This is a genomic window from Candidatus Tisiphia endosymbiont of Nemotelus uliginosus, from assembly GCF_964264755.1.
In the GTDB taxonomy this organism is placed as follows: domain Bacteria; phylum Pseudomonadota; class Alphaproteobacteria; order Rickettsiales; family Rickettsiaceae; genus Tisiphia.
In genome coordinates this window covers 1123015-1142627 of the sequence record NZ_OZ183481.1, presented here as the reverse complement: position 1 = coordinate 1142627, position 19613 = coordinate 1123015, and the positions used below count along the sequence as shown (strand labels likewise).

The following is a 19613-nucleotide window of genomic DNA, read 5'->3' as shown; positions in this document are numbered from 1 at the left end:
TTTTTTAAGGAAGAATCTTTATGACAACAGGAATGACAAATTTCTATGGGCAATTGAGCAGTACTCAGCAATTTGATCAAATAAGGATTAATATTGCTAGTCCTGATCAAGTGCGTTCATGGTCTTTTGGTGAGGTGATGAAACCTGAGACGATAAATTATCGTACTTTTAAGCCAGAGAAAGAAGGGTTATTCTGTGCTAGGATTTTTGGACCCGTGAAAGACTATGAGTGTCTTTGTGGTAAATATAAGCGTATGAAATATCGTGGCATTACTTGTGAGAAATGCGGTGTTGAAGTTACTACATCTAGAGTTCGTAGAGAAAGAATGGGGCATATTGAACTAGCAGCACCAGTTGCTCATATATGGTTTTTGAAATCTTTACCATCAAGGATTAGTACATTGCTAGATATGACTATGAAGGATCTAGAAAAAGTTCTGTATTTTGAAAGTTATGTTGTCGTTGATCCTGGATTATCTGCTCTACAGAAAGGTGATCTTTTATCGGAAGATGGTATGCAAAAGGCACAAGATGAGTATGGAGGAGATAATTTTACGGCTTCTATTGGGGCGGAAGTAGTTCACCAGATGCTTTCAGAACTTGATTTACCTGAATTAAAGAAGAGATTGCAGGACGATTTATTAAATACATCTTCGGAAATTAAAAAGAAGAAGATTGTCAAAAGACTTAAGTTAGTTGAAGATTTTCTGGAATCTGAGAATAAGCCGGAATGGATGATTATGACCGTCCTGCCAATTATTCCACCTGAAATTAGACCATTAGTTATGCTTGATGGAGGAAGATTCGCAACTTCTGATCTTAACGAACTTTATAGAAGAGTTATTAATAGAAATAATAGATTAAAAAGACTACTGGAACTAAAAGCACCGGATATTATCATTCGAAATGAAAAAAGGATGTTACAAGAATCGGTCGATGCATTATTTGATAATGGTCGTCGTGGTAAAGTAGTGAAAAATACTAATAAACGTCCATTTAAGTCACTTAGTGATATGTTAAAAGGTAAACAAGGTCGGCTTCGTCAGAATTTGCTGGGTAAAAGGGTGGATTATTCTGGTCGTTCCGTTATCGTTGTTGGACCAGAGCTTAAGTTGCACCAGTGCGGTTTACCAAAGACCATGGCGTTGGAGTTATTCAAACCATTTATTTATTCAAAGCTTGAATTACATGGAGTTGCTACTACTATAAAAGTTGCTAAAAAAATGGTTGAAGCTGAAAAACCAGAAGTATGGGATATTTTAGAAGAAGTTATACGTGAACACCCGGTATTGCTTAATAGAGCACCAACTTTACACCGTTTAGGTATCCAGGCTTTTGAACCTTTACTGATAGAAGGAAAAGCTATCCAGCTGCATCCTTTAGTCTGTGCTGCATTCAATGCTGATTTTGATGGTGATCAGATGGCAGTACATATCCCTCTTTCAATTGAGGCTCAGCTTGAAGCAAGGGTACTCATGATGTCGACAAACAACATATTGAGTCCGGCAAATGGTCGTCCGATTATCGTACCTGATAAGGACATAGTACTTGGTCTGTATTATTTAACCATGGTTTTTGACAATGAACCTGGTGAAGGAATGGCATTTGCCAACATGTCGGAGGTTGAACATGCATTGTATAATAAGATAATAACTATTCACTCAAAGATAAAATTTCGCCGCAATATGCTTAATGCTGAAGAGGAAGTTGTAGCAACTATGGTGGATACTACCCTTGGTAGATTAATTGTTGGAGATTTATTGCCTCGTAATTATAATGTTGGATTTAAGTTTGTAAACAAAGCAATGACTAAAAAAGATATATCTGCGGTAATTGATTTAGTGTATCGTCATTGTGGTCAAAAGGCTACGGTAATTTTTGCTGATCAGCTAATGAAACTTGGATTTAAATATGCTTGTTCCTCAGGTATTTCTTTTGGTATGGATGATATGGTTGTACCAAAATCAAAAGATAATCATATTAATGCAACATTAACTGAGGTCAAGGAGTTTGAACAACAATATTCTGATGGTCTAATTACCTATGGTGAAAAATATAATAAAGTAATTGATTCTTGGTCTAGATGCACTGATAAAGTAGCAAATGACATGATGAAAGAAATTGCTATGATGCAGGTTAATGATAAGCCTAATCATCAGAAAGTAAATGCTATATATATGATGGCTACTTCAGGAGCAAGAGGATCGGCAGCACAGATTAAGCAGTTAGCCGGTATGCGTGGTTTGATTTCTAAACCGTCAGGTGAAATTATTGAAACTCCTATTATCTCTAATTTCCGTGAAGGTCTTACTGTTCTTGAATATTTTAATTCCACACATGGTGCTCGTAAAGGTCTAGCTGATACAGCATTGAAAACAGCTAATTCTGGGTATTTAACCCGTAGATTAGTTGATGTTGCTCAAGATTGCATAATTACCGATGAAGATTGTCAAACTACAAAAGGCATAGAAGTAAGAAGTATTATTGATGGTGGTGAAGTTATTGTGTCACTGGCAGAGCAAATTTTAGGCAGAACAGTTGCAATTAACGTCTATCACCCGGTTACTAATGGTCTATTACTAGCAGCTGGTGAATTAATTAACGAAGTAAAATTAGAAGAAATCGAATCTTCTGGTTTAGATGCAGTGCTAGTACGATCTGTTTTAACATGTGAGATCGCTGATGGAATATGTGTAAAATGCTATGGTAGAGATCTAGCTACTGGTTCCTTAGTTTCAGTAGGGGAAGCAATAGGAGTGATTGCTGCTCAGTCAATTGGTGAACCAGGTACTCAGCTAACTATGAGAACTTTCCATATTGGAGGAGCTGCAACAAAAGGTGCGGAAATATCTTCAATAGAAGCCTCTCATGATGCAAAAGTAAAGATTCTAGGACGTAATGTGGTTATTGATTCTGAAGGTCGTAAGATCGTAATGGGTCGTTCATGTGAGTTATTATTGTTGGATAGCGATAATAATGAGAAAGCAAGGCATAAAGTACCGTATGGTGCAAGATTAATAGTTGATGATTCAGATAAGGTAAAAAAGGCACAGAAATTAGTAGAGTGGGATCCGTATACTATTCCAATTATTACCGAGAAATCTGGTAAAATTGCATTCAAAGATATGGTAGAAGGGGTATCAATTCGTGATATTACTGATGAAGCAACTGGTATTTCTAGTAAAGTCATAGTTGAATCAAAACAATATTTACGTGGAGCAGAGTTGCGTCCTCGTATCCAATTAGTTGATGAGAATGGAGAAACTATTGTGCTATCCAATGGTTTAGAGGCTAGATACTATATACCAGTAAATGCTATTTTAAGTGTTGAAGATGGGGCTAAAGTATCGGTAGGTGATATTTTAGCACGTATTCCAAGGGAATCAGCTAAAACCAAAGATATTACTGGTGGTCTTCCAAGGGTAGCTGAACTTGTTGAGGCTAGACGTCCAAAAAATCATGCCGTTATTGCAGAACTAGATGGTAGAGTTGAGTTTGGTAAAGACTATAAGTCAAAAAGGCGTATTATTATTCAGCCAAGTGAAGGTGGTATGCCAATTGAGTATATGGTACCAAAAGGCAAGCATGTTGTTGTTAATGAAGGTGACTTTGTTAAAAAAGGCGATATGTTAATTGATGGTAATCCAGTGTTGCAAGATATTTTAAAAGTGATGGGAGTAGAAGCTCTTACAAGTTACATGGTTGGAGAAATTCAAGCAGTATATCGTTTACAGGGTGTAAAAATTGACGATAAACATATCGAGGTAATAATCCGTCAGATGCTACAAAAAGTAGAGATAACAAATTCTGGTGATACGACATTAATGGTTGATGAGAAGATAGATCATCGCGAATTTGCTGAAATTAATGAAAAAGCTATCAAGAATGGTTTAAGACCGGCGGAAGCTCAGGTAATCTTGCAAGGTATTACTAAGGCATCGCTGCAAACTAGATCGTTTATTTCAGCTGCTTCTTTCCAAGAAACAACAAGAGTTCTAACGGAATCTGCTATAGCTGGAAGAGTTGATAAGTTACGTGGACTGAAAGAAAATGTCATAGTTGGTAGATTAGTACCGGCAGGAACAGGTTTCTACATGAATAGAATGCGTAAATTTGCAGCTAGGCTAGATCAAGAAGAGGTTAATTATCAAAAAACTTTAGATTAATTAACTTATCTTTTATAGCTAATCCGATTAGTATTACAGCAAATTCGTAGGCACATCTATACGTCATTGCTAGGAGTGTGTAAACACGACGAAGCATCCATATATAGTCAATTGATGAGAAGTTGGGGACGTTGTCGCTCGTCGCTCGCCTATTACTTATAGGTGTCGCTCCATCGCTCCTAGCCCCAAATTCTCCTGAATTGACTATAGCAAGCTTCATTGATTGCCACGCTCAAGTATGTTTGCTCGCAATGACGCTAGAAGGTGGATTGCTTCATCGCCACTAAAGTTGGCTTCTCGCAATGACAGTGGTTGTTTTTATCTATGACTTTTAAACTGTTCTGTTGTAGAATCCTACGAATTGGATTTGCAAATGTTGGATTATTCGAGTATATTTCTAATTTTATTGTATATAATAAAGTAATTTTTAGAGATAATTTTGTGGTATATATATTAATTGCTTTAAGCTTGACTACATTAATCTTAGTGATAGGCATTGTCTCTATGGCTATTGGCGGGAAAATTGACAAAAAATTTAGTTCCAAGTTAATGTCGTTACGGGTTATATTTCAAGCATTTGCTGTATGTGTTCTTGCTTTTCTCTATCTTTCAAAATAGTATATTCATCAAAAACTTGTAAGTTAACATCATAATATGCTTGATCTATTTAGCTTTAGTGAAAAAAAGCCCAAAATTAATAATTCGTATACAGCAAAAGATATTGAAGTATTAGAAGGGCTTGAGCCTGTACGCAAGCGTCCTGGTATGTATATTGGCGGGACGGACGAGAATGCTATGCATCATCTTGTTTCGGAAGTGCTAGATAATGCTATGGATGAAGCTGTTGCTGGTTTTGCTAGCGTTATCACCATAAAGATGCATGTAAATAATAGTATCACTATCTCTGATAATGGTAGAGGGATTCCTGTTGATAATCATCCCAAATTTCCTGATAAATCTGCTCTTGAGGTAATTTTAACTCACCTTCATTCTGGTGGTAAATTTTCAAATAATGTCTATCAAACAGCAGGTGGCTTACATGGAGTTGGCATTTCGGTTGTTAATGCTTTATCCGACTATTTAGAAATTAAAGTATATAAGCAGGGTAAATTATTCAAGCAATCTTATTCCAAAGGACAAAAATTGAATGATTTAACCAGTGAAGATATTGCCAAAAAATTAAGGGGAACATCTATCAATTTTCATCCTGACCCAGAAATTTTTGGAGAGAAACCATCCTTTTCACCAAAAAGAATATATGAATTAGCTAAATCAAAAGCCTATTTGTATAGAGGGGTAACGATAGAGTGGCAATGTGAAGTTGAAACTAAAAGCGATGTTCCAGCAACAGCTCTCATCCATTTTCCAGATGGTTTGAAAGATTATTTAATTTCTAAAATAAATTTGGAAGATTTAGTTAGTGGAGAGATTTTTTGTGGTAATATTGAGTGGGATCAGGATCACATAAAAGTGGAATGGGCAATTGCTTGGCATAAAAATGAAGACCAACCTTTTATCCAATCCTATTGCAACACTATTCCTACCCCTCTTGGGGGAACCCATGAGCAAGGTTTGCGTAGTGCATTACTGCGTGGTATAAAGGTATATGGTGAAATGACCGGTAATAAAAAAACCACTTTACTTACTATTGAGGATATTCTAGAAACTTCTTCTATTGTTTTTTCTGTATTTATCCAAGAGCCAATATTTCAAGGGCAAACAAAAGAAAAATTGGTTTCGCCTGGGATTAATAAAATAGTAGAGAACATTGTTAAAGACCATTTTGATCATTGGTTGAGTAGTAATAAACTCGTAGCCAACCAGCTGCTTGAACATATAGTTAATATTGCGGAATACCGAATAAATAAGCGTAACGAAAAAAATATTTCACGTAAAACTGCTACACAAAAATTGCGATTACCAGGTAAATTAGCAGATTGTACAAGAACCTCTCCTAATGGGACGGAATTATTCTTGGTTGAAGGAGATTCTGCCGGGGGATCAGCTAAACAGGCAAGAGATCGAGAAACACAAGCTATTTTACCTCTTAGAGGTAAAATTTTGAATGTTGCCAATGCAACTTTCGAGAAAATTACTAACAACCAAGAAATTCAAGATTTAGAGGTGGCATTAGCCTGTGGTAGTCTTAAAAATTATCGAGAGGAGAATTTGCGTTATGAAAAAATAATAATTATGACAGATGCTGATGTTGACGGAGCTCATATCGCCTCATTGTTAATGACGTTCTTTTATCTTCGTATGCCGAAGTTAATATCTTCAGGTCATTTATATCTTGCCAAACCACCTCTTTATAGATTAACCCAATCTAATAAAACTTACTATGCAGTAAATGATCAACAAAAAACTGATTTAACTGCTAAATTATTAAAAAATAGTAAGGCTAAAATAGATATTGGTCGATTTAAGGGGTTAGGTGAAATGATGCCAGCTCAGTTAAAAGAAACAACAATGAACCCAAAAAATAGAACCATTCTAAAAGTTACTATAGATGATTTTGATAATATTGCTAAGATAGTAGACGATCTTATGGGCAAAAAACCAGAAAAACGTTTTCAGTTCATTTATAATCAGGCTTTAATTAAGATGGATACAATTATAAACAATTTAGATATTTAGGAGTACTATGTTCATACGCTTTATAATGTTATTATCAAGTTTTATCTTTTGTGCCAATATCACATTTGCGGAAGAACCGAAAAAAAAGAACGAATTATCAGATACAGCTTATCTCAAACAATTTCAAGAGGTCTTTGAGCGTATTAATAAAGACTATGTTCAAGAACCGGAAAAACAAAAAATGACTGATGCTGCTATCGAAGGCATGTTAACTTCGCTAGATCCCCATTCTAGCTATTTTACTGATGATGATCTAAAAGATTTTCTTAATGAGACTAAAGGAGAATTTGGCGGTATTGGTGTTCAAGTGCAGTATGATAATGGTGCCATCAAAGTCATTTCCCCTATTGATGATCTAGCAGCTTATAAGGCAGGTATAAAAGCCGGAGACTATATAGTAGGAGTTAATGATGAGTTTGTATCAACTTTGGGTTTTCATAAATCCGTCAAAGAGATGCGTGGAGAACCAGGAACAAAAGTGAAATTACTGGTGATTACAGAAGGTGAATTTAAGCCAAAAGAAATTGAACTTATCCGCGAAATAGTTACCATTACCCCAGTAAAAGCTCATTTAGAAAGAAATAATATAGCTTATATAAGAATAGGAACTTTTAATGAACATACCATTGAAGAATTAAAAAAATCTATGAAAACTTTAAAAGATGGTAGTAAAAATAGCATAGAGGGTATTATTCTAGATTTACGTGATAATCCTGGTGGTTTGTTAGAGCAGGCTGTTGCTGTTAGCGAATATTTTATTGATTCTGGGGTAATTGTTACTACCAAGGGAAGAACCAAGAATAGTAATGCGGTATTTAATAGCAATAAATCTGCAGAAAAAGCTCCATTAGTTCCGATGATTGTTCTTATTAATGTGGGCTCTGCCTCAGCTGCAGAAATTGTAGCAGGTAGCTTGCAAGATCATAAAAGAGCGATAATACTTGGTACAAAATCTTTCGGTAAAGGATCTGTACAAAGCTTTTCGGTAATCAGTCCTAGAACGGCTGTAAAGCTTACTACGGCTAAATACTACACCCCTAATGATCGTTCAATTCAGGCAGAGGGTATCGAACCTGACATATTTGTTGAGATGGTAAAAGTTGAATATCCCGAAACAAAAATGATAGATGGAAGATTCTCTGAAGCTTCTTTAAAAAATTACTTAAAAAACGATAACAAAAAAAATGATGATAAAAAACTAGACTCTACAAATAAAGATAAAGAGGCTATTAAGAAAACAGATGATACTACAAAAGATAAAGATAAAACAAAAACGACTGAATCGAAAAATACTCTAGACCAACTATCTGATCTTTATAAAAAAGATTATCAATTTGCTAGAGCTTATGATTTGATTATGGGATTAATTTTAACTAATAAAGCAAAAGGGCATTGAGTTATATGAAATATAAAAAAATACATCACTTAATCTTTTTAATTCTTTTATTAATTGGTTCAAGAACCATGGCTGACGAAATGAGAATTGGAGTATTGAGACATGATTTAGGGTATAAATTTGGACTAAAGGGTAAATTAAGACAACGTTATGAGAAGGGTTCTGACATTAATTTAGAATATCTTTTTAGTGATGAATACAAATTTTTATTTGGTTATCCTCATATAGGGACAAATATTAACAATCAGAAATATACTAGCAATATCTATACTGGGATTACTTGGCATTTTGATATCATGAAATATGTATTTTTAGAGGCAACTTTTGGATTTGGAATTCATAATGGTGAAGTAGAAAAATTACAGCAAAGAAGACGAGCCTTAGGAACAAGATTCTTATTTAGAGAAAGTCTTAGTTTAGGGGTAATGATTCAAGAGAAGCACAGTGTTGCTGTAATTATTGACCACTTATCTAATGCTGGTCTTGGGAAATTTAACCCTGGTTTAACTAATTTAGGTATGCGGTATGGTTATAAATTTTAATAGACTTACCTAGGATCTGTGAACAAAATTTTAATTGTCTAGGGTATGTCGTCACGAGATTGTGATTGCATAATTTTATGTGATTTGTTATTATAATTGTAGTAATAAAAATAGGCGATAAGAAGCAATGAGTTTAGCACATAGAAGACATGATATAAGCGATGAGCTTTGGAATAAGATAGAAAGTAATTTACCTGGTCAGAAAGGTTGTTGGGGAGGTATTGCAAGAGACAATAGAACTTTTATAAATGCAGTGATGTGGATATTTAGAACGGGAGCTCCATGGAGAGATTTGCCTCCTGATTATGGCAATTGGAAGAATGTACACAGAAGATTCTGTAGATGGCGTGATAATGGGATATGGGAGAATTTGCTAAATATTTTTATAAATGCTCCTGATTTTGAATGGTTAATGATAGATTCTACATTTGTAAAAACTCACAAAGCAGGACTTGGAGCGAAAGGCGGGAATCAAACGGTTAGTCGCACAAAAGGGGGCTCAATACAAAGGTACATATGGCCGTGGATGCGTATGGTATGCCGGTCAGAATTATTGTTACAGAAGGTTCCAGAAATGATTGTACTCAAGCTTGTGAGTTAATCCAGAATATGGAGGCACAACATCTTATGGCTGATAAAGCTTACGATACAAACGCCATAATAGAATCGGCTGTGAATGCAAACATAATTCCTGTAATACCATCAAAAAGAAACAGGAAGATTCAAAGAGAGATAGATAAATATCTATATAAGCTAAGGCACATTATTGAAAATACATTTCAAAAATTTAAAGAATGGCGTGGTATAGCAACAAGATATGCTAAAAATACAAAATCATACATGGCGGGTCTTTGTTTAAGGGCTTTACTAATGTGGGCTCAAATCTCGTGACGACATACCCTAGCATTCCTTGCTTTTACTATAAATCTCTAGAAACCTATTTCAAGATACAACCATACAAATTGACTATCCCAGATTTTACAATACAATTCAATTATTTTCTTTCTTTGTATCTTGAGTATTATCGATAGTTGTTGATTGTTGTTGCTTCATCAATTTGTTCTTTTCTTCTATTGAATTAAGGAAAAAATAAGTAAATGTTAGAAATCCAATTAGCATAGGAATAAAAACAAATATAATGGCATTGCGTTTTCTAACAGATTCTTCACGATCTAAACGACTCTCCTGTTCTTCATATGTTTCCCCCAATTCATTACGCCATACATCTTCTTGTTCTGAATTATTTTCTAGCATTTTATACCTTCTATTAAATATTATTTACAATGGTTTAGATTATGTTAAAGTTTCTAAAGTAATCTAATTCTAGCTATTTTGTTACTAATAAACAGTTCAATTAGAAACCTTCATAAAGCATAGTAATTAAACTACAAAAATTATATATAAATTTAAATTAAATTAATATTTATTTTTGATTGTATTAATTTAAATTGAATTTATTGTAAAGATTATATGGTTTCTAATTAGCTGTAACACCTTGCTATATAAATAATTTAGCCAATTTATGATATTATAATGGTAAAAAAAATATATTGCTAAAATGCTACAAAGCTAATTTTTTTAGATATATACTCAATTAACCTGAAGAGTTGGTGACGTACTCAGGAATAATGATGTAGAAATTGTTATTTATTATAATATTACAAGTCAGATTTTATGATGATAACGTAAATATTTCAAAACCATTTTGTATGACACCATATAGTATGCTCAAACTGTGCAGAAAATGATTTATCACAAGTGGTTACCGTCCATTCGTCTAAATGACTAAGGATAGTCTTATAACTTCCAGTATTTACCATGGACTCTGTGGTAAAGAACATTCCCTGTTCTAAAACAAATCCCTATTGAATGTGTAATCTACCTAATACTACAGTTGTAGATTGAATGTGAGTGTTCACGGAAAAAAGGTTAAAGTATAAGATGTCATTGCGAGGAGGTTGCCAGACCGACGAAGCAATCCAGGAAAGTGATTAGAAATGGATTGCTTCGTTGACCTTACGGTCTCCTCGCAATGACGCTTGGTGATCAGGTTTTTTTATTCATCACAAAAAAATCGTGAATGCTCACATCTAAACTACAACTGTAGTACTAAGATTGCTTGATATTTGCTAATTGCTTGTTTAGAAGAAAGACCATGAATATACTGGAAATCTGTTATTCTATTCTTAAACAATTGCTGATTAACAACATTATCATTCTTTGCTGTTAACTACAGCCCATGTGATATTAACTCTGCTTTTTGTTTTGCTAGTTCATAATGCTTAACTATTTTTTTTAATGTTTCTTCAGGTGATTTTTTCCTATCATTATGATGTTTCTTCTTTTCTTCTTGAACCTCATTACTATCCTCTTGAAGAATATTAGTGGGTGTTAATAATTGGGATGTATCTTTCATAATTCTACTCTATTAGATATAAAAATGATTTAATACAACTAACCCAATGAGTATTTGTCTTATTTAAATAAAAAAGTGTTCCCGCACAAGCGAAAGTTTATAATATCTCAGGGTTTTGGAATACTATTTTAGTTCCCTATATGCGAGGATAGCAAATTATTATCCAGATAAATACTAATCGGGTTAGCTATAATACAGTATATTGATAGTGCTTAACGTTATAGGATTGCAAGAATAATGGAGTTTGACTATTTGAAGAAATTTGTATATGTTCATAGTTAACACCTCAATAATGGGTTTTTAATAGCAATGCTATTGGATTAATTTCGCTAGTAAGTACTTTTAAGCCGCAAAACCTTCAAGTACTTACTAGTTTACTCAATGTAACATTCAAGGTTTAGCTTATTAATAAGCTAAATGTTTGAATATTACACTGGATTCTTTAGTTTGAGACTTGCCAAAATATACCATTTTGGTTTTTAAAAATTAGTTCAGTAATTACTGATATTTTTTTTATGATCTCATCCTATTCTTAAGAGTCTAATATAGTTATTTTGGGGTGTCAAGTAAAATACCCTTTCTTTTAGGATATTTTTATACTAACTTGATTCAAAATACTTATGACTCTTTCGCAGCAAGTACAGATTTTCCTTAAACAACAATTAAAAGAAAATCACTTAAAAAGGAAATATTTTGTACAAAAAAGTGGTATTCCACCTTCAACTGTCGGGAAACTTATTAAAGCTGAATACCGTAATATAGGTCTTAAAACTTTATTATGTATAGCCAACTATTTTAAATGTTCAATAGATAGGGTTGTTTGCAGAATTAGTTATGTATTGCCACATGAGGAAAAACAAGAATTTTTTAATATATCAATAGATGATGTTAATGCTAACTTAAGACACTTTCTTTGCAGAAAGCTAAAAGAACAAAATTTAAATCCTTATAAATTAGCAAAAAAATGTGGCTTTAGTGAAACAGCTATATTTAATTTTATAAAAGAAAATAATAATGCTAAAAAAAGCCTTGGTAGTGCAGTCACCATAGCCCTAGCAGACTATTTCCAAATATCACTAGATGAAATGGTTGGCAGAATTAATCCTACTACTTCTGATAATGATAAACCTTCTCAATAGCAAACTGATGTTATGGCGAGCTGATATATACTCAATTAACCTGAAGAGTTGGTGAAATGATCAGGAATAATGGTTTAACCTCCGTAATCTCCCATAATAATTTAGTAATATTTTCAAAAAACAGTCTATTTTTTGTGTAAATTTCTCAAAATCCTAATGAATATTAGTCATATATGATTGTTTCTCATCTCCACCTCCAGTCAGACATTATGGGATCGTTGAAGGATAAAAAATTGTTCTAATTTCAAAGAAAATCTTTTGTCCAAAAAATTACAAAGAAATCATCAACTCTGATGTTTTTAAAAGATTGCAATTTTTTTTATAAATTTTAGCTTTTTGTTCTGTCAGATACTTAATTTTACATAGTAAGAACGGTTAAGCATTTCAAATTAAAACATATTGCATTCATAAATTCAGTGAATTGATTTTTTGCAATACAAATTCCTATTTTCTTTCTACTCTAGTTTCGCAAGAGCATAGTGTTATTCAAAATAAACTCTATAGATTGGTGGATTTCTTAGCAGATGGCACCTTAAACTAGAGAAGAATTTTTTTGTAAGAAAGCTCAATTAAAGGGAAGACAGTATGAATTAACTGAATTAATTAAGAGTTATGACAAAGTAGATGATAAGTTTTCTAAAAAGATTGTAGACCTTATATGTATCAGCACGAACGTCTATGAAACTTTTAAAGGTTCGACAATTGCTGAAAAAAGGTAATTATTAAATTTTATATTTTCGAACCTAACACTCGAGGGCTGTAAACTGCATTACGTTCTGGCTTTTCCATTTACAGAATTGCAAAGAAGTAGCAACTTGTACGGTAATGGTGACCCCTACGGGACTTGAACCCGTGTTTTCACCGTGAAAGGGTAACGTCCTAACCGCTAGACGAAGGGGCCATAAACTCTTTAGTTCGTCTATTAACTCTTAGCAATGAATCTAATTCGAATGATTTTAAGAACTAGTAGCGTTCAGTTTATACAGTATCTATGAAATATTGCAAGCATGATTTTATTGTTTCTTCTTCTTTTTTCCTTCTGTAGTTTTATTGAACCTACCAATATTCTTTACAAATTTTTGTAGCCCGTTTAATTCTGTACCATAAGTTTTCGTATATTCTCCCATTATATTTATATCATCTTTATGCGAATCACTAAGTACTAAAACTTCCTCAATTACATCTTTTTTATTAAAAGTAATTTTTACTATTTTTTGTTCAATTACTTTTGGCTCAAACCAGGCTCTCCTAGCTAAAGAACGTTGAACATAATACCAAGTATTAGGAGTATAGTCGGGTATAATTGTTGGCGTACCAACTAAATCTTCTACTTCCGATTTGTTAAGTTTTTTTTCTTCAAGTGTAGTTAATAAATTATCATCAACATACTGTCCCCTTGATTCTATAGTTTTACAACTACATAATGTGAATAATATGGATGAAATAGCAAAAGTTCGAATTATAAAAAATTTCATAAAGTTTATGTTTAAAATACCTAGATTTTGTAATGGAAGTATAATATACTGCTATATCGATTTGACAAATACTTTTTATCCTAAAGTGTAATTTTTAAGAGGCTATATGGCAGTTCCAAAAAAGAAGACATCAAAATCAAGACGCAATATGAGACGTTCTCACCTTGCACTTGGTAAAATTAATGTAGTAATAGATTCTCAGACAGGAGAATATAAGCTTCCTCATCACATATCTTTAGCCGATGGCACATATAATGGTCGTCAAGTTATTGTCCAGAAGCAAGAAAAAGATGAAGAAGTAGCATAAACCACAATGGCTTGTAAAATTCTTGGGTGTGGAGCCTATTTGCCGGAGCGTATTATTACTAACGCAGAATTGTCGCTATCGGTTGATACTAACGATGAATGGATTCGCTCAAGGACTGGTATATTACAAAGACATATTGCGGCTGATGATGAGTATACATCACATTTAGCTATTAAAGCTAGCCAAAATGCTATAGATGATGCTGGATTAAATCCAGCATCTATAGATTTGATAATTACCTGTACCACTACTCCGGATAATAGCTTTCCTTCTACCGCCTCTAAGTTACAAGGTTATCTAGGGCTTAGTAATGTACCTTCATTTGACCTACAGGCAGTATGCTCGGGGTTTATATACGGTTTACATGTTGCCGACTCTTTGATCAAATCTAGAAAATATAAAACAATATTACTAGTTGGGGCTGAAAAAATGTCGTCTCTAATGGACTGGAGCGATAGAGCTACTTGTATTTTATTTGGTGACGGTGCCGGTGCGGTAATTTTGCAATATAGTGATGATAACTCCGGTATAATAGATAGTAATATCTATTCGGATGGTCGTTATCACGATATTCTTTATACTGATGGTGGTGTAAGTAGTAATGGCAAAACCGGTAAAATAAAAATGAAAGGACAGGAAGTTTTTAGACATGCAGTAGAAAAGATGAGTAAGGTAGCCGAAGAAATATTGCATAATAATAATTTTACCATAGATGATGTTAATCATTTTATTCCACATCAGGCAAATGTAAGAATTATAGATGCAGTTGTGGAGCGACTAAAGATTAATCCAAGTAAAGTAGTAAAAACAGTTGCAAAACACGCTAATTGTTCGGCTGCTTCAATTCCTTTAGCTCTTGCTTCTCTAAAATCTTACGGTAATATTAAAAAAGGTGATCTATTGCTTTTTACGGCTATTGGTGCTGGAGTAACTTGGGGTTCGGCTCTAATCAGATGGTAGAAATTATGGTTGATTCAGGTGGATTTAATGATGATGAGAGAGAAGAGAGCAGCTTGAGTGAACCCAAATCAATTAACTATACTACTTCTATTACTAAAGAAAAAATTGCTTATATGTTAAAAGCTAAATTGGGGCTATCAAACCTTATATGCGAAGAAATAGTCGAACAAATATTTAGCAATATTCAGCAAATAGTAAGCAAGCAAAGATTGACGTTAGTAGGTTTTGGTAGCTTCTGTACTAGCATAAAAAAACCTAGACCTGGTATAAATTTTCATACAAAAGAAGCGGTTATAATTCCAGAAAAAGAAGTAATACGTTTTATACCAGCTAGAAAATTAAAATTATTAATTAATAAAAATGCAGGATAAGAAATATTATTCTATTGGTGAAGTAACAAAAATTCTAAATATTCACTCTCACCAACTAAGATATCTAGAAAGTATATTGCCAAACATATCTATACATAAGATACGTAATAGACGATATTATACAAGCCAGGATATTGAGTATTTGAAGACCCAGATGATAACAAAGAATAGACTTCTTGCAAAACTCGCTTATGCACAAGGATTTGAAGGAGACGCTTCACCTCGAACCTCAGCGTACTCTAGCGTACGTGAGGATTCGAGTACCGCATCATTGTCTAAATTACCAGCAGAACTAGAGTTTTGCAAGAGGTCTAATGTATCGATAGAATTAGAGCCGCCTCTTGAGCTATTAGGTAATCAAATAAATAAGATTGATTGTCTAATCAAAAATTTTTATGAATTATCGTTAACTATCCAGCAAATTCTTTCTGGAAGCCGTCATTACGAGGAGCCACTTTGTGGCAACGAAGTAATCCAGGAAAGTGATTAGAAAGGATTGCTTTGACCATTAGACTTCCTGCATAAGTCAAAGAAGTCCTCGGGATTTTTAGGCGAAACGAAGCCTGCTACCTTCGTGTACACAAACGTATATGAGGAGCGGAGGCGAGTTTCGACAACAAAATCTCGAGGGCTTCTTTGACTTATGCAGGAAGTCTATTATATTTAACTTGATAAGTGTAATCATACCTTGTTTTAAACTAATATTTTTAAATTTATAATAGTTGTAAAACAACTATAATACTTGACAAAAATAATAGTTTGATTAGTTTTAGTAGTTATAAGAGGCTCCTCCCACAGCTACCAAGTAGGTTTGTATAGAGAATTTATAGAAATCAAAATTTAACAAAAATGTAAAATTTATGTCATATTTGAAATATAAACGGGTCTTGCTAAAAGTTTCTGGTGAAGCCTTAATGGGTGATAAGCAATTTGGTCACGAATATTCTGTAATATTAAGGATTGCTGAGGATATAAAGGAAGCAATAGATATTGGTGTACAGGTATGTGTGGTTGTTGGCGGTGGTAATATTTATCGTGGAACTAATTCTGCATTTGGTATTGAAAGAGCTGCCGGTGATTATATTGGCATGCTTGGTACGGTAATAAATGCACTTACTTTACAAAATATTATGGAAAGTTTAGGTGTTCATACTAGAGTTCTTTCAGCAATCCCCATGATGAGTATTTGTGAGCCTTATATACGTCGTAAAGCAAAAAGACATATAGAAAAAGGTAGAGTAGTAATTTTTTCCGGCGGAACTGGTAATCCATTTTGCACTACCGATAGTGCGGGTGTCCTAAGAGCCATTGAAATGAGTTGTGATTTATTATTAAAAGGCACTAAAGTTAATGGTGTATATGATTCCGATCCAACGAAAAACCCTAATGCAGTAAAATATTCCACTATCAGTTATACTGATCTTCTAAAAGAGAACTTACAAGTTATGGATATTGCTGCCGTTGCAGTGGCTAGAGAAAATAACTTGCCAATTAAGGTATTTTCAATTAGAGAGAAAGGTAACTTTGCAAAAGTACTGCAAGGAAAAGGTGAGTATACAAAAATTCAAGAAGATTAATAGATATGGATAAAACAACTATATATAAAGAGTTACAATCAAAAATGGATAGCTCGTTAAAAATATTGGATCACGAACTTAAGGGACTCAGAACTGGTCGAGCTTCAGTTAATTTACTTGATCCGGTATTGGTTGAAGCCTATGGAGATAAAATGCCTTTGTCACAAGTAGCAAGTCTTTCTACTCCAGATGCCAGGACTATCACGGTGCAAGTGTGGGATAAATCTATGATAAAAGCTGTAGAAAAAGCCATTACTGATGCAAATCTAGGTCTAAATCCATCATCAGATGGGCAATTAGTCAGAATTACCATTCCATTACTTACTGAAGAACGTCGCAAAGAGCTTGTTAAATTTGCTCACAAATATGGAGAAAATACTAAAATTGCATTGCGTAATATCAGAAGGGACGGTAATGAGGAGTTAAAAAAGTCAGAAAAAGACAATATCATAACTAAGGACGAACATCATAATTTTTCAGAAGAAATCCAAAAATTAACTGATGAGTATAGTAATAAAGTCGACTCGCATGTTAAGCAAAAAGAACAAGAAATAATGACTGTTTAAGTATATTCAATTCAGTGTCATACCTGCGTAAGCAGGTATCTAGATTCCGTACCGAAGCGGGAATTACCATAGTGGGTGGGAATGACAACTTACAATTTGCTTTGCATCATTTTGACGTATTGGATAAGTTACGTAATCGTCCAATGCAAAATAAGTATAATTATTCTTAAAAAATGACTTCATGCTATTAGTGTAGATATATTTCATGCTATAATATTATTTTAAACAACATTGACTGTAAATATTTAGGTATATAATGATTACAAATGAAGAAGTACAAAGAATAGCAAAACTTGCTAGGTTTGATTTTAGTAAAGAGGAAATAAATAGTTTTTCCCAGCAACTGACTGAGATCATGAATATGATTAACATTTTAAACGATGTAGATTGTAGTAACGTTCAACCACTTACTTCAGTTTGTGGTATGAACCAAAGAATGCGAAAAGATCAAGTATTGTATGGTGATCTCTCTGATGAGTTATTTGCTAACTTACCAAATGATAAAGCAGAACTTGCCAGAGAAGTAAAATGTTTTGTAGTACCAAAAGTAGTAGAGTAAAATATGTCAGAAATTGTAAAATTAACCATAACCCAAGCCCTGAAAGCACTAAAGAGCAAAGAATTCTCATGTGTTGAGCTAACTAAAGCTCATATTGCAGAAATGGATAAGCATAAAGAGCTGAATGCCTATATTACTGAAACTACAGATACGGCTTTACAGCAAGCTAAAATTGCTGATCAAAATTACCATAAAGGAATAGAAAAGTCATTAGAAGGAATTCCCATCTCTGTAAAAGATCTTTTTTGCACAAAAGGAGTGCTAACTACTGCAGGCTCAAGAATGCTTAGTAAATTTATACCAACATACGAATCGACTGTAAGTAATAAAGTGCAAGAGCATGGTACAATAATGCTTGGTAAGACTAATATGGATGAATTTGCCATGGGTTCTGCTAATATTACCAGCTATTTCGGCAATGTTATTAGTCCTTGGAAGGCTGTAGACGCACCTTCCACTCCACTAGTTCCAGGGGGGTCTTCTGGGGGAGCATCAGCTTCTGTTAGTGCTTTTTTAGCTATGGCAGCTCTTGGAAGTGATACAGGTGGCTCTGTTCGTCAACCTGCCAGTTATACCGGAGTTGTCGGATTCAAACCAACATATGGTCGATGTTCTAGATATGGGATGATTGCTTTTGCTAGTTCGCTTGACCAAGCTGGCGTGCTTACAAGAACTGTTGAAGATAACGCTTTAATGCTACAAGCCATGATGGGATTTGATGAGAAGGATTCTACTTCTATCGACTCCGAGGTACCACAACTAAGGTCAGCATGTAATGCTAGTGTAAAAAATATGAAGATAGGCGTTCCATTTGATTTTATGAGAAAACAGGGTATACAACCTGACATTATTAAGATGTGGCAAAATACTATTGATATTCTTAAAAATGATGGGGTAGAAATTATTGATATTTCATTACCATATTCTAAATATGCACTATCTGCATATTATGTGATAGCACCTGCTGAAACCTCATCTAATTTATCAAGATATGATGGTGTAAGATATGGTTTTAGGGCAGAAAATGATGGAGTATCTATTGAAGAAATGTATCAAAAAACAAGGAGTGCTGGTTTTGGCTCTGAAGTTAAAAGACGTATTATGATTGGTACTTATTTGCTTTCATCTACTCTTATGGATGCTTATTATTTAAAAGCACAAAAAATAAGACGCTTGATTTCAGATGATTTTAACAAAGCTTTTGGGCGAGTTGAAGCAATAATTTTGCCATCTGCCCCATCCGAAGCCTTTAACTTAGGTGAGAAACAAGATAATCCTGTGACAATGTATTTAAACGATTTATTTACTATTCCAGCTAGTCTTGCCGGTCTTCCTTGTTGTTCTGTACCAGCTGCTTTATCTTCTAGAGGATTACCTCTTGGGATGCAAGTAATAGGCAAAGCCCTTGATGAATATAATACTTTAAAGGTAGCAGCAGCAATTGAGCGTGGTTCGAAAAATATTAGTTTTATATATTCTAATAAACGGAGTTAATTGGATTA

Annotated in this window: 19 protein-coding genes, 1 tRNA gene and 1 pseudogene; 15 read left to right on the top strand and 6 right to left on the bottom strand. The window is 33.8% G+C overall.

Annotated elements, in window-relative coordinates:
• Positions 1–20: 20 nt before the first annotated feature.
• Positions 21–4166, top strand: a complete 4146-nt coding sequence (rpoC, locus tag ACFELW_RS05795) for a DNA-directed RNA polymerase subunit beta' (protein WP_375329915.1) — start codon at positions 21–23, stop codon at positions 4164–4166.
• Here rpoC and ACFELW_RS05790 read toward each other — a convergent pair.
• Entirely contained in the window at positions 4141–4386 is a 246-nt protein-coding gene (locus ACFELW_RS05790) for a palindromic element RPE2 domain-containing protein (RefSeq protein ID WP_375329914.1), read from the bottom strand. The two genes, rpoC and ACFELW_RS05790, sit on opposite strands and share 26 nt — an antisense overlap.
• 221 nt (positions 4387–4607) lie before the next feature.
• Here ACFELW_RS05790 and ACFELW_RS05785 point away from each other — a divergent pair, with 221 nt between their 5' ends.
• From ACFELW_RS05785 to ACFELW_RS05765, 5 genes are all read left to right on the top strand, one after another.
• Positions 4608–4784 (top strand): HIG1 domain-containing protein, encoded by a 177-nt coding sequence (locus ACFELW_RS05785; protein ID WP_341759341.1) that lies wholly within the window; start codon positions 4608–4610, stop codon positions 4782–4784.
• A gap of 36 nt (positions 4785–4820) precedes the next feature.
• Positions 4821–6803: a DNA topoisomerase IV subunit B gene (parE, locus tag ACFELW_RS05780; protein ID WP_375329913.1), complete on the top strand. Its 1983-nt coding sequence runs from the start codon at positions 4821–4823 to the stop codon at positions 6801–6803.
• A 7-nt stretch (positions 6804–6810) separates the two neighbouring features.
• Positions 6811–8199 carry a S41 family peptidase gene (locus ACFELW_RS05775; protein WP_375329912.1) on the top strand — a complete coding sequence of 463 codons (1389 nt, stop codon included), beginning with the start codon at positions 6811–6813 and terminating at the stop codon, positions 8197–8199.
• Positions 8200–8204: 5 nt separating this feature from the next.
• Complete coding sequence (locus ACFELW_RS05770) at positions 8205–8741, top strand: acyloxyacyl hydrolase (RefSeq protein ID WP_375329911.1); 537 nt, start codon at positions 8205–8207, stop codon at positions 8739–8741.
• A gap of 127 nt (positions 8742–8868) precedes the next feature.
• Positions 8869–9632, top strand: a protein-coding gene (locus tag ACFELW_RS05765) for an IS5 family transposase (RefSeq protein WP_375329687.1) whose coding sequence is annotated in 2 segments (ribosomal slippage) — positions 8869–9226 and positions 9226–9632 — 765 coding nt in all. Because the reading frame shifts where the segments join, the coding sequence is not laid out codon by codon here.
• Between the two features lie 99 nt (positions 9633–9731).
• Here ACFELW_RS05765 and ACFELW_RS05760 read toward each other — a convergent pair.
• The 3 genes and pseudogenes from ACFELW_RS05760 to ACFELW_RS05750 all read right to left on the bottom strand — a co-directional run bounded on the left by ACFELW_RS05760 (position 9732) and on the right by ACFELW_RS05750 (position 11157).
• On the bottom strand, positions 9732–9995 hold the full coding sequence (locus ACFELW_RS05760) for a hypothetical protein (protein WP_375329910.1): 264 nt from the start codon (positions 9993–9995) through the stop codon (positions 9732–9734).
• Between the two features lie 418 nt (positions 9996–10413).
• A pseudogene (locus ACFELW_RS05755) lies at positions 10414–10603 on the bottom strand (type I methionyl aminopeptidase); the annotation flags it as partial.
• A gap of 368 nt (positions 10604–10971) precedes the next feature.
• Positions 10972–11157, bottom strand: coding sequence for a hypothetical protein (locus tag ACFELW_RS05750; protein WP_375329909.1), 186 nt, complete (start codon positions 11155–11157; stop codon positions 10972–10974).
• A 620-nt stretch (positions 11158–11777) separates the two neighbouring features.
• Between ACFELW_RS05750 and ACFELW_RS05745 the strand changes: the two genes are divergently transcribed.
• Complete coding sequence (locus tag ACFELW_RS05745; protein ID WP_341759336.1) at positions 11778–12296, top strand: helix-turn-helix domain-containing protein; 519 nt, start codon at positions 11778–11780, stop codon at positions 12294–12296.
• Positions 12297–13122: 826 nt separating this feature from the next.
• Here the strand turns inward: ACFELW_RS05745 and ACFELW_RS05740 are convergent.
• Both ACFELW_RS05740 and ACFELW_RS05735 read right to left on the bottom strand, forming a co-directional pair.
• Positions 13123–13197 (bottom strand) — tRNA-Glu (locus ACFELW_RS05740).
• A gap of 112 nt (positions 13198–13309) precedes the next feature.
• Positions 13310–13771, bottom strand: a complete 462-nt coding sequence (locus tag ACFELW_RS05735; RefSeq protein WP_375329908.1) for an outer membrane protein assembly factor BamE — start codon at positions 13769–13771, stop codon at positions 13310–13312.
• Between the two features lie 106 nt (positions 13772–13877).
• Here ACFELW_RS05735 and rpmF point away from each other — a divergent pair, with 106 nt between their 5' ends.
• The 8 genes from rpmF to gatA all read left to right on the top strand — a co-directional run bounded on the left by rpmF (position 13878) and on the right by gatA (position 19605).
• Positions 13878–14078 carry a 50S ribosomal protein L32 gene (gene rpmF / locus ACFELW_RS05730; RefSeq protein WP_341750951.1) on the top strand — a complete coding sequence of 67 codons (201 nt, stop codon included), beginning with the start codon at positions 13878–13880 and terminating at the stop codon, positions 14076–14078.
• Positions 14079–14084: 6 nt separating this feature from the next.
• Complete coding sequence (locus ACFELW_RS05725; protein WP_375329907.1) at positions 14085–15038, top strand: beta-ketoacyl-ACP synthase III; 954 nt, start codon at positions 14085–14087, stop codon at positions 15036–15038.
• A gap of 71 nt (positions 15039–15109) precedes the next feature.
• Positions 15110–15409, top strand: coding sequence for an HU family DNA-binding protein (locus ACFELW_RS05720; RefSeq protein ID WP_341759885.1), 300 nt, complete (start codon positions 15110–15112; stop codon positions 15407–15409).
• Positions 15399–15899, top strand: coding sequence for a palindromic element RPE1 domain-containing protein (locus tag ACFELW_RS05715; RefSeq protein WP_375329906.1), 501 nt, complete (start codon positions 15399–15401; stop codon positions 15897–15899). The genes ACFELW_RS05720 and ACFELW_RS05715 overlap by 11 nt, the downstream gene beginning before the upstream one ends.
• A gap of 370 nt (positions 15900–16269) precedes the next feature.
• Positions 16270–16986 carry a UMP kinase gene (gene pyrH / locus ACFELW_RS05710; RefSeq protein WP_341759333.1) on the top strand — a complete coding sequence of 239 codons (717 nt, stop codon included), beginning with the start codon at positions 16270–16272 and terminating at the stop codon, positions 16984–16986.
• A 5-nt stretch (positions 16987–16991) separates the two neighbouring features.
• On the top strand, positions 16992–17552 hold the full coding sequence (gene frr, locus ACFELW_RS05705; RefSeq protein WP_094649316.1) for a ribosome recycling factor: 561 nt from the start codon (positions 16992–16994) through the stop codon (positions 17550–17552).
• Positions 17553–17808: 256 nt separating this feature from the next.
• Positions 17809–18111 carry an Asp-tRNA(Asn)/Glu-tRNA(Gln) amidotransferase subunit GatC gene (gene gatC / locus ACFELW_RS05700; RefSeq protein WP_094649006.1) on the top strand — a complete coding sequence of 101 codons (303 nt, stop codon included), beginning with the start codon at positions 17809–17811 and terminating at the stop codon, positions 18109–18111.
• Positions 18112–18114: 3 nt separating this feature from the next.
• Positions 18115–19605, top strand: coding sequence for an Asp-tRNA(Asn)/Glu-tRNA(Gln) amidotransferase subunit GatA (gene gatA, locus ACFELW_RS05695; RefSeq protein ID WP_375329905.1), 1491 nt, complete (start codon positions 18115–18117; stop codon positions 19603–19605).
• Positions 19606–19613: the final 8 nt, after the last annotated feature.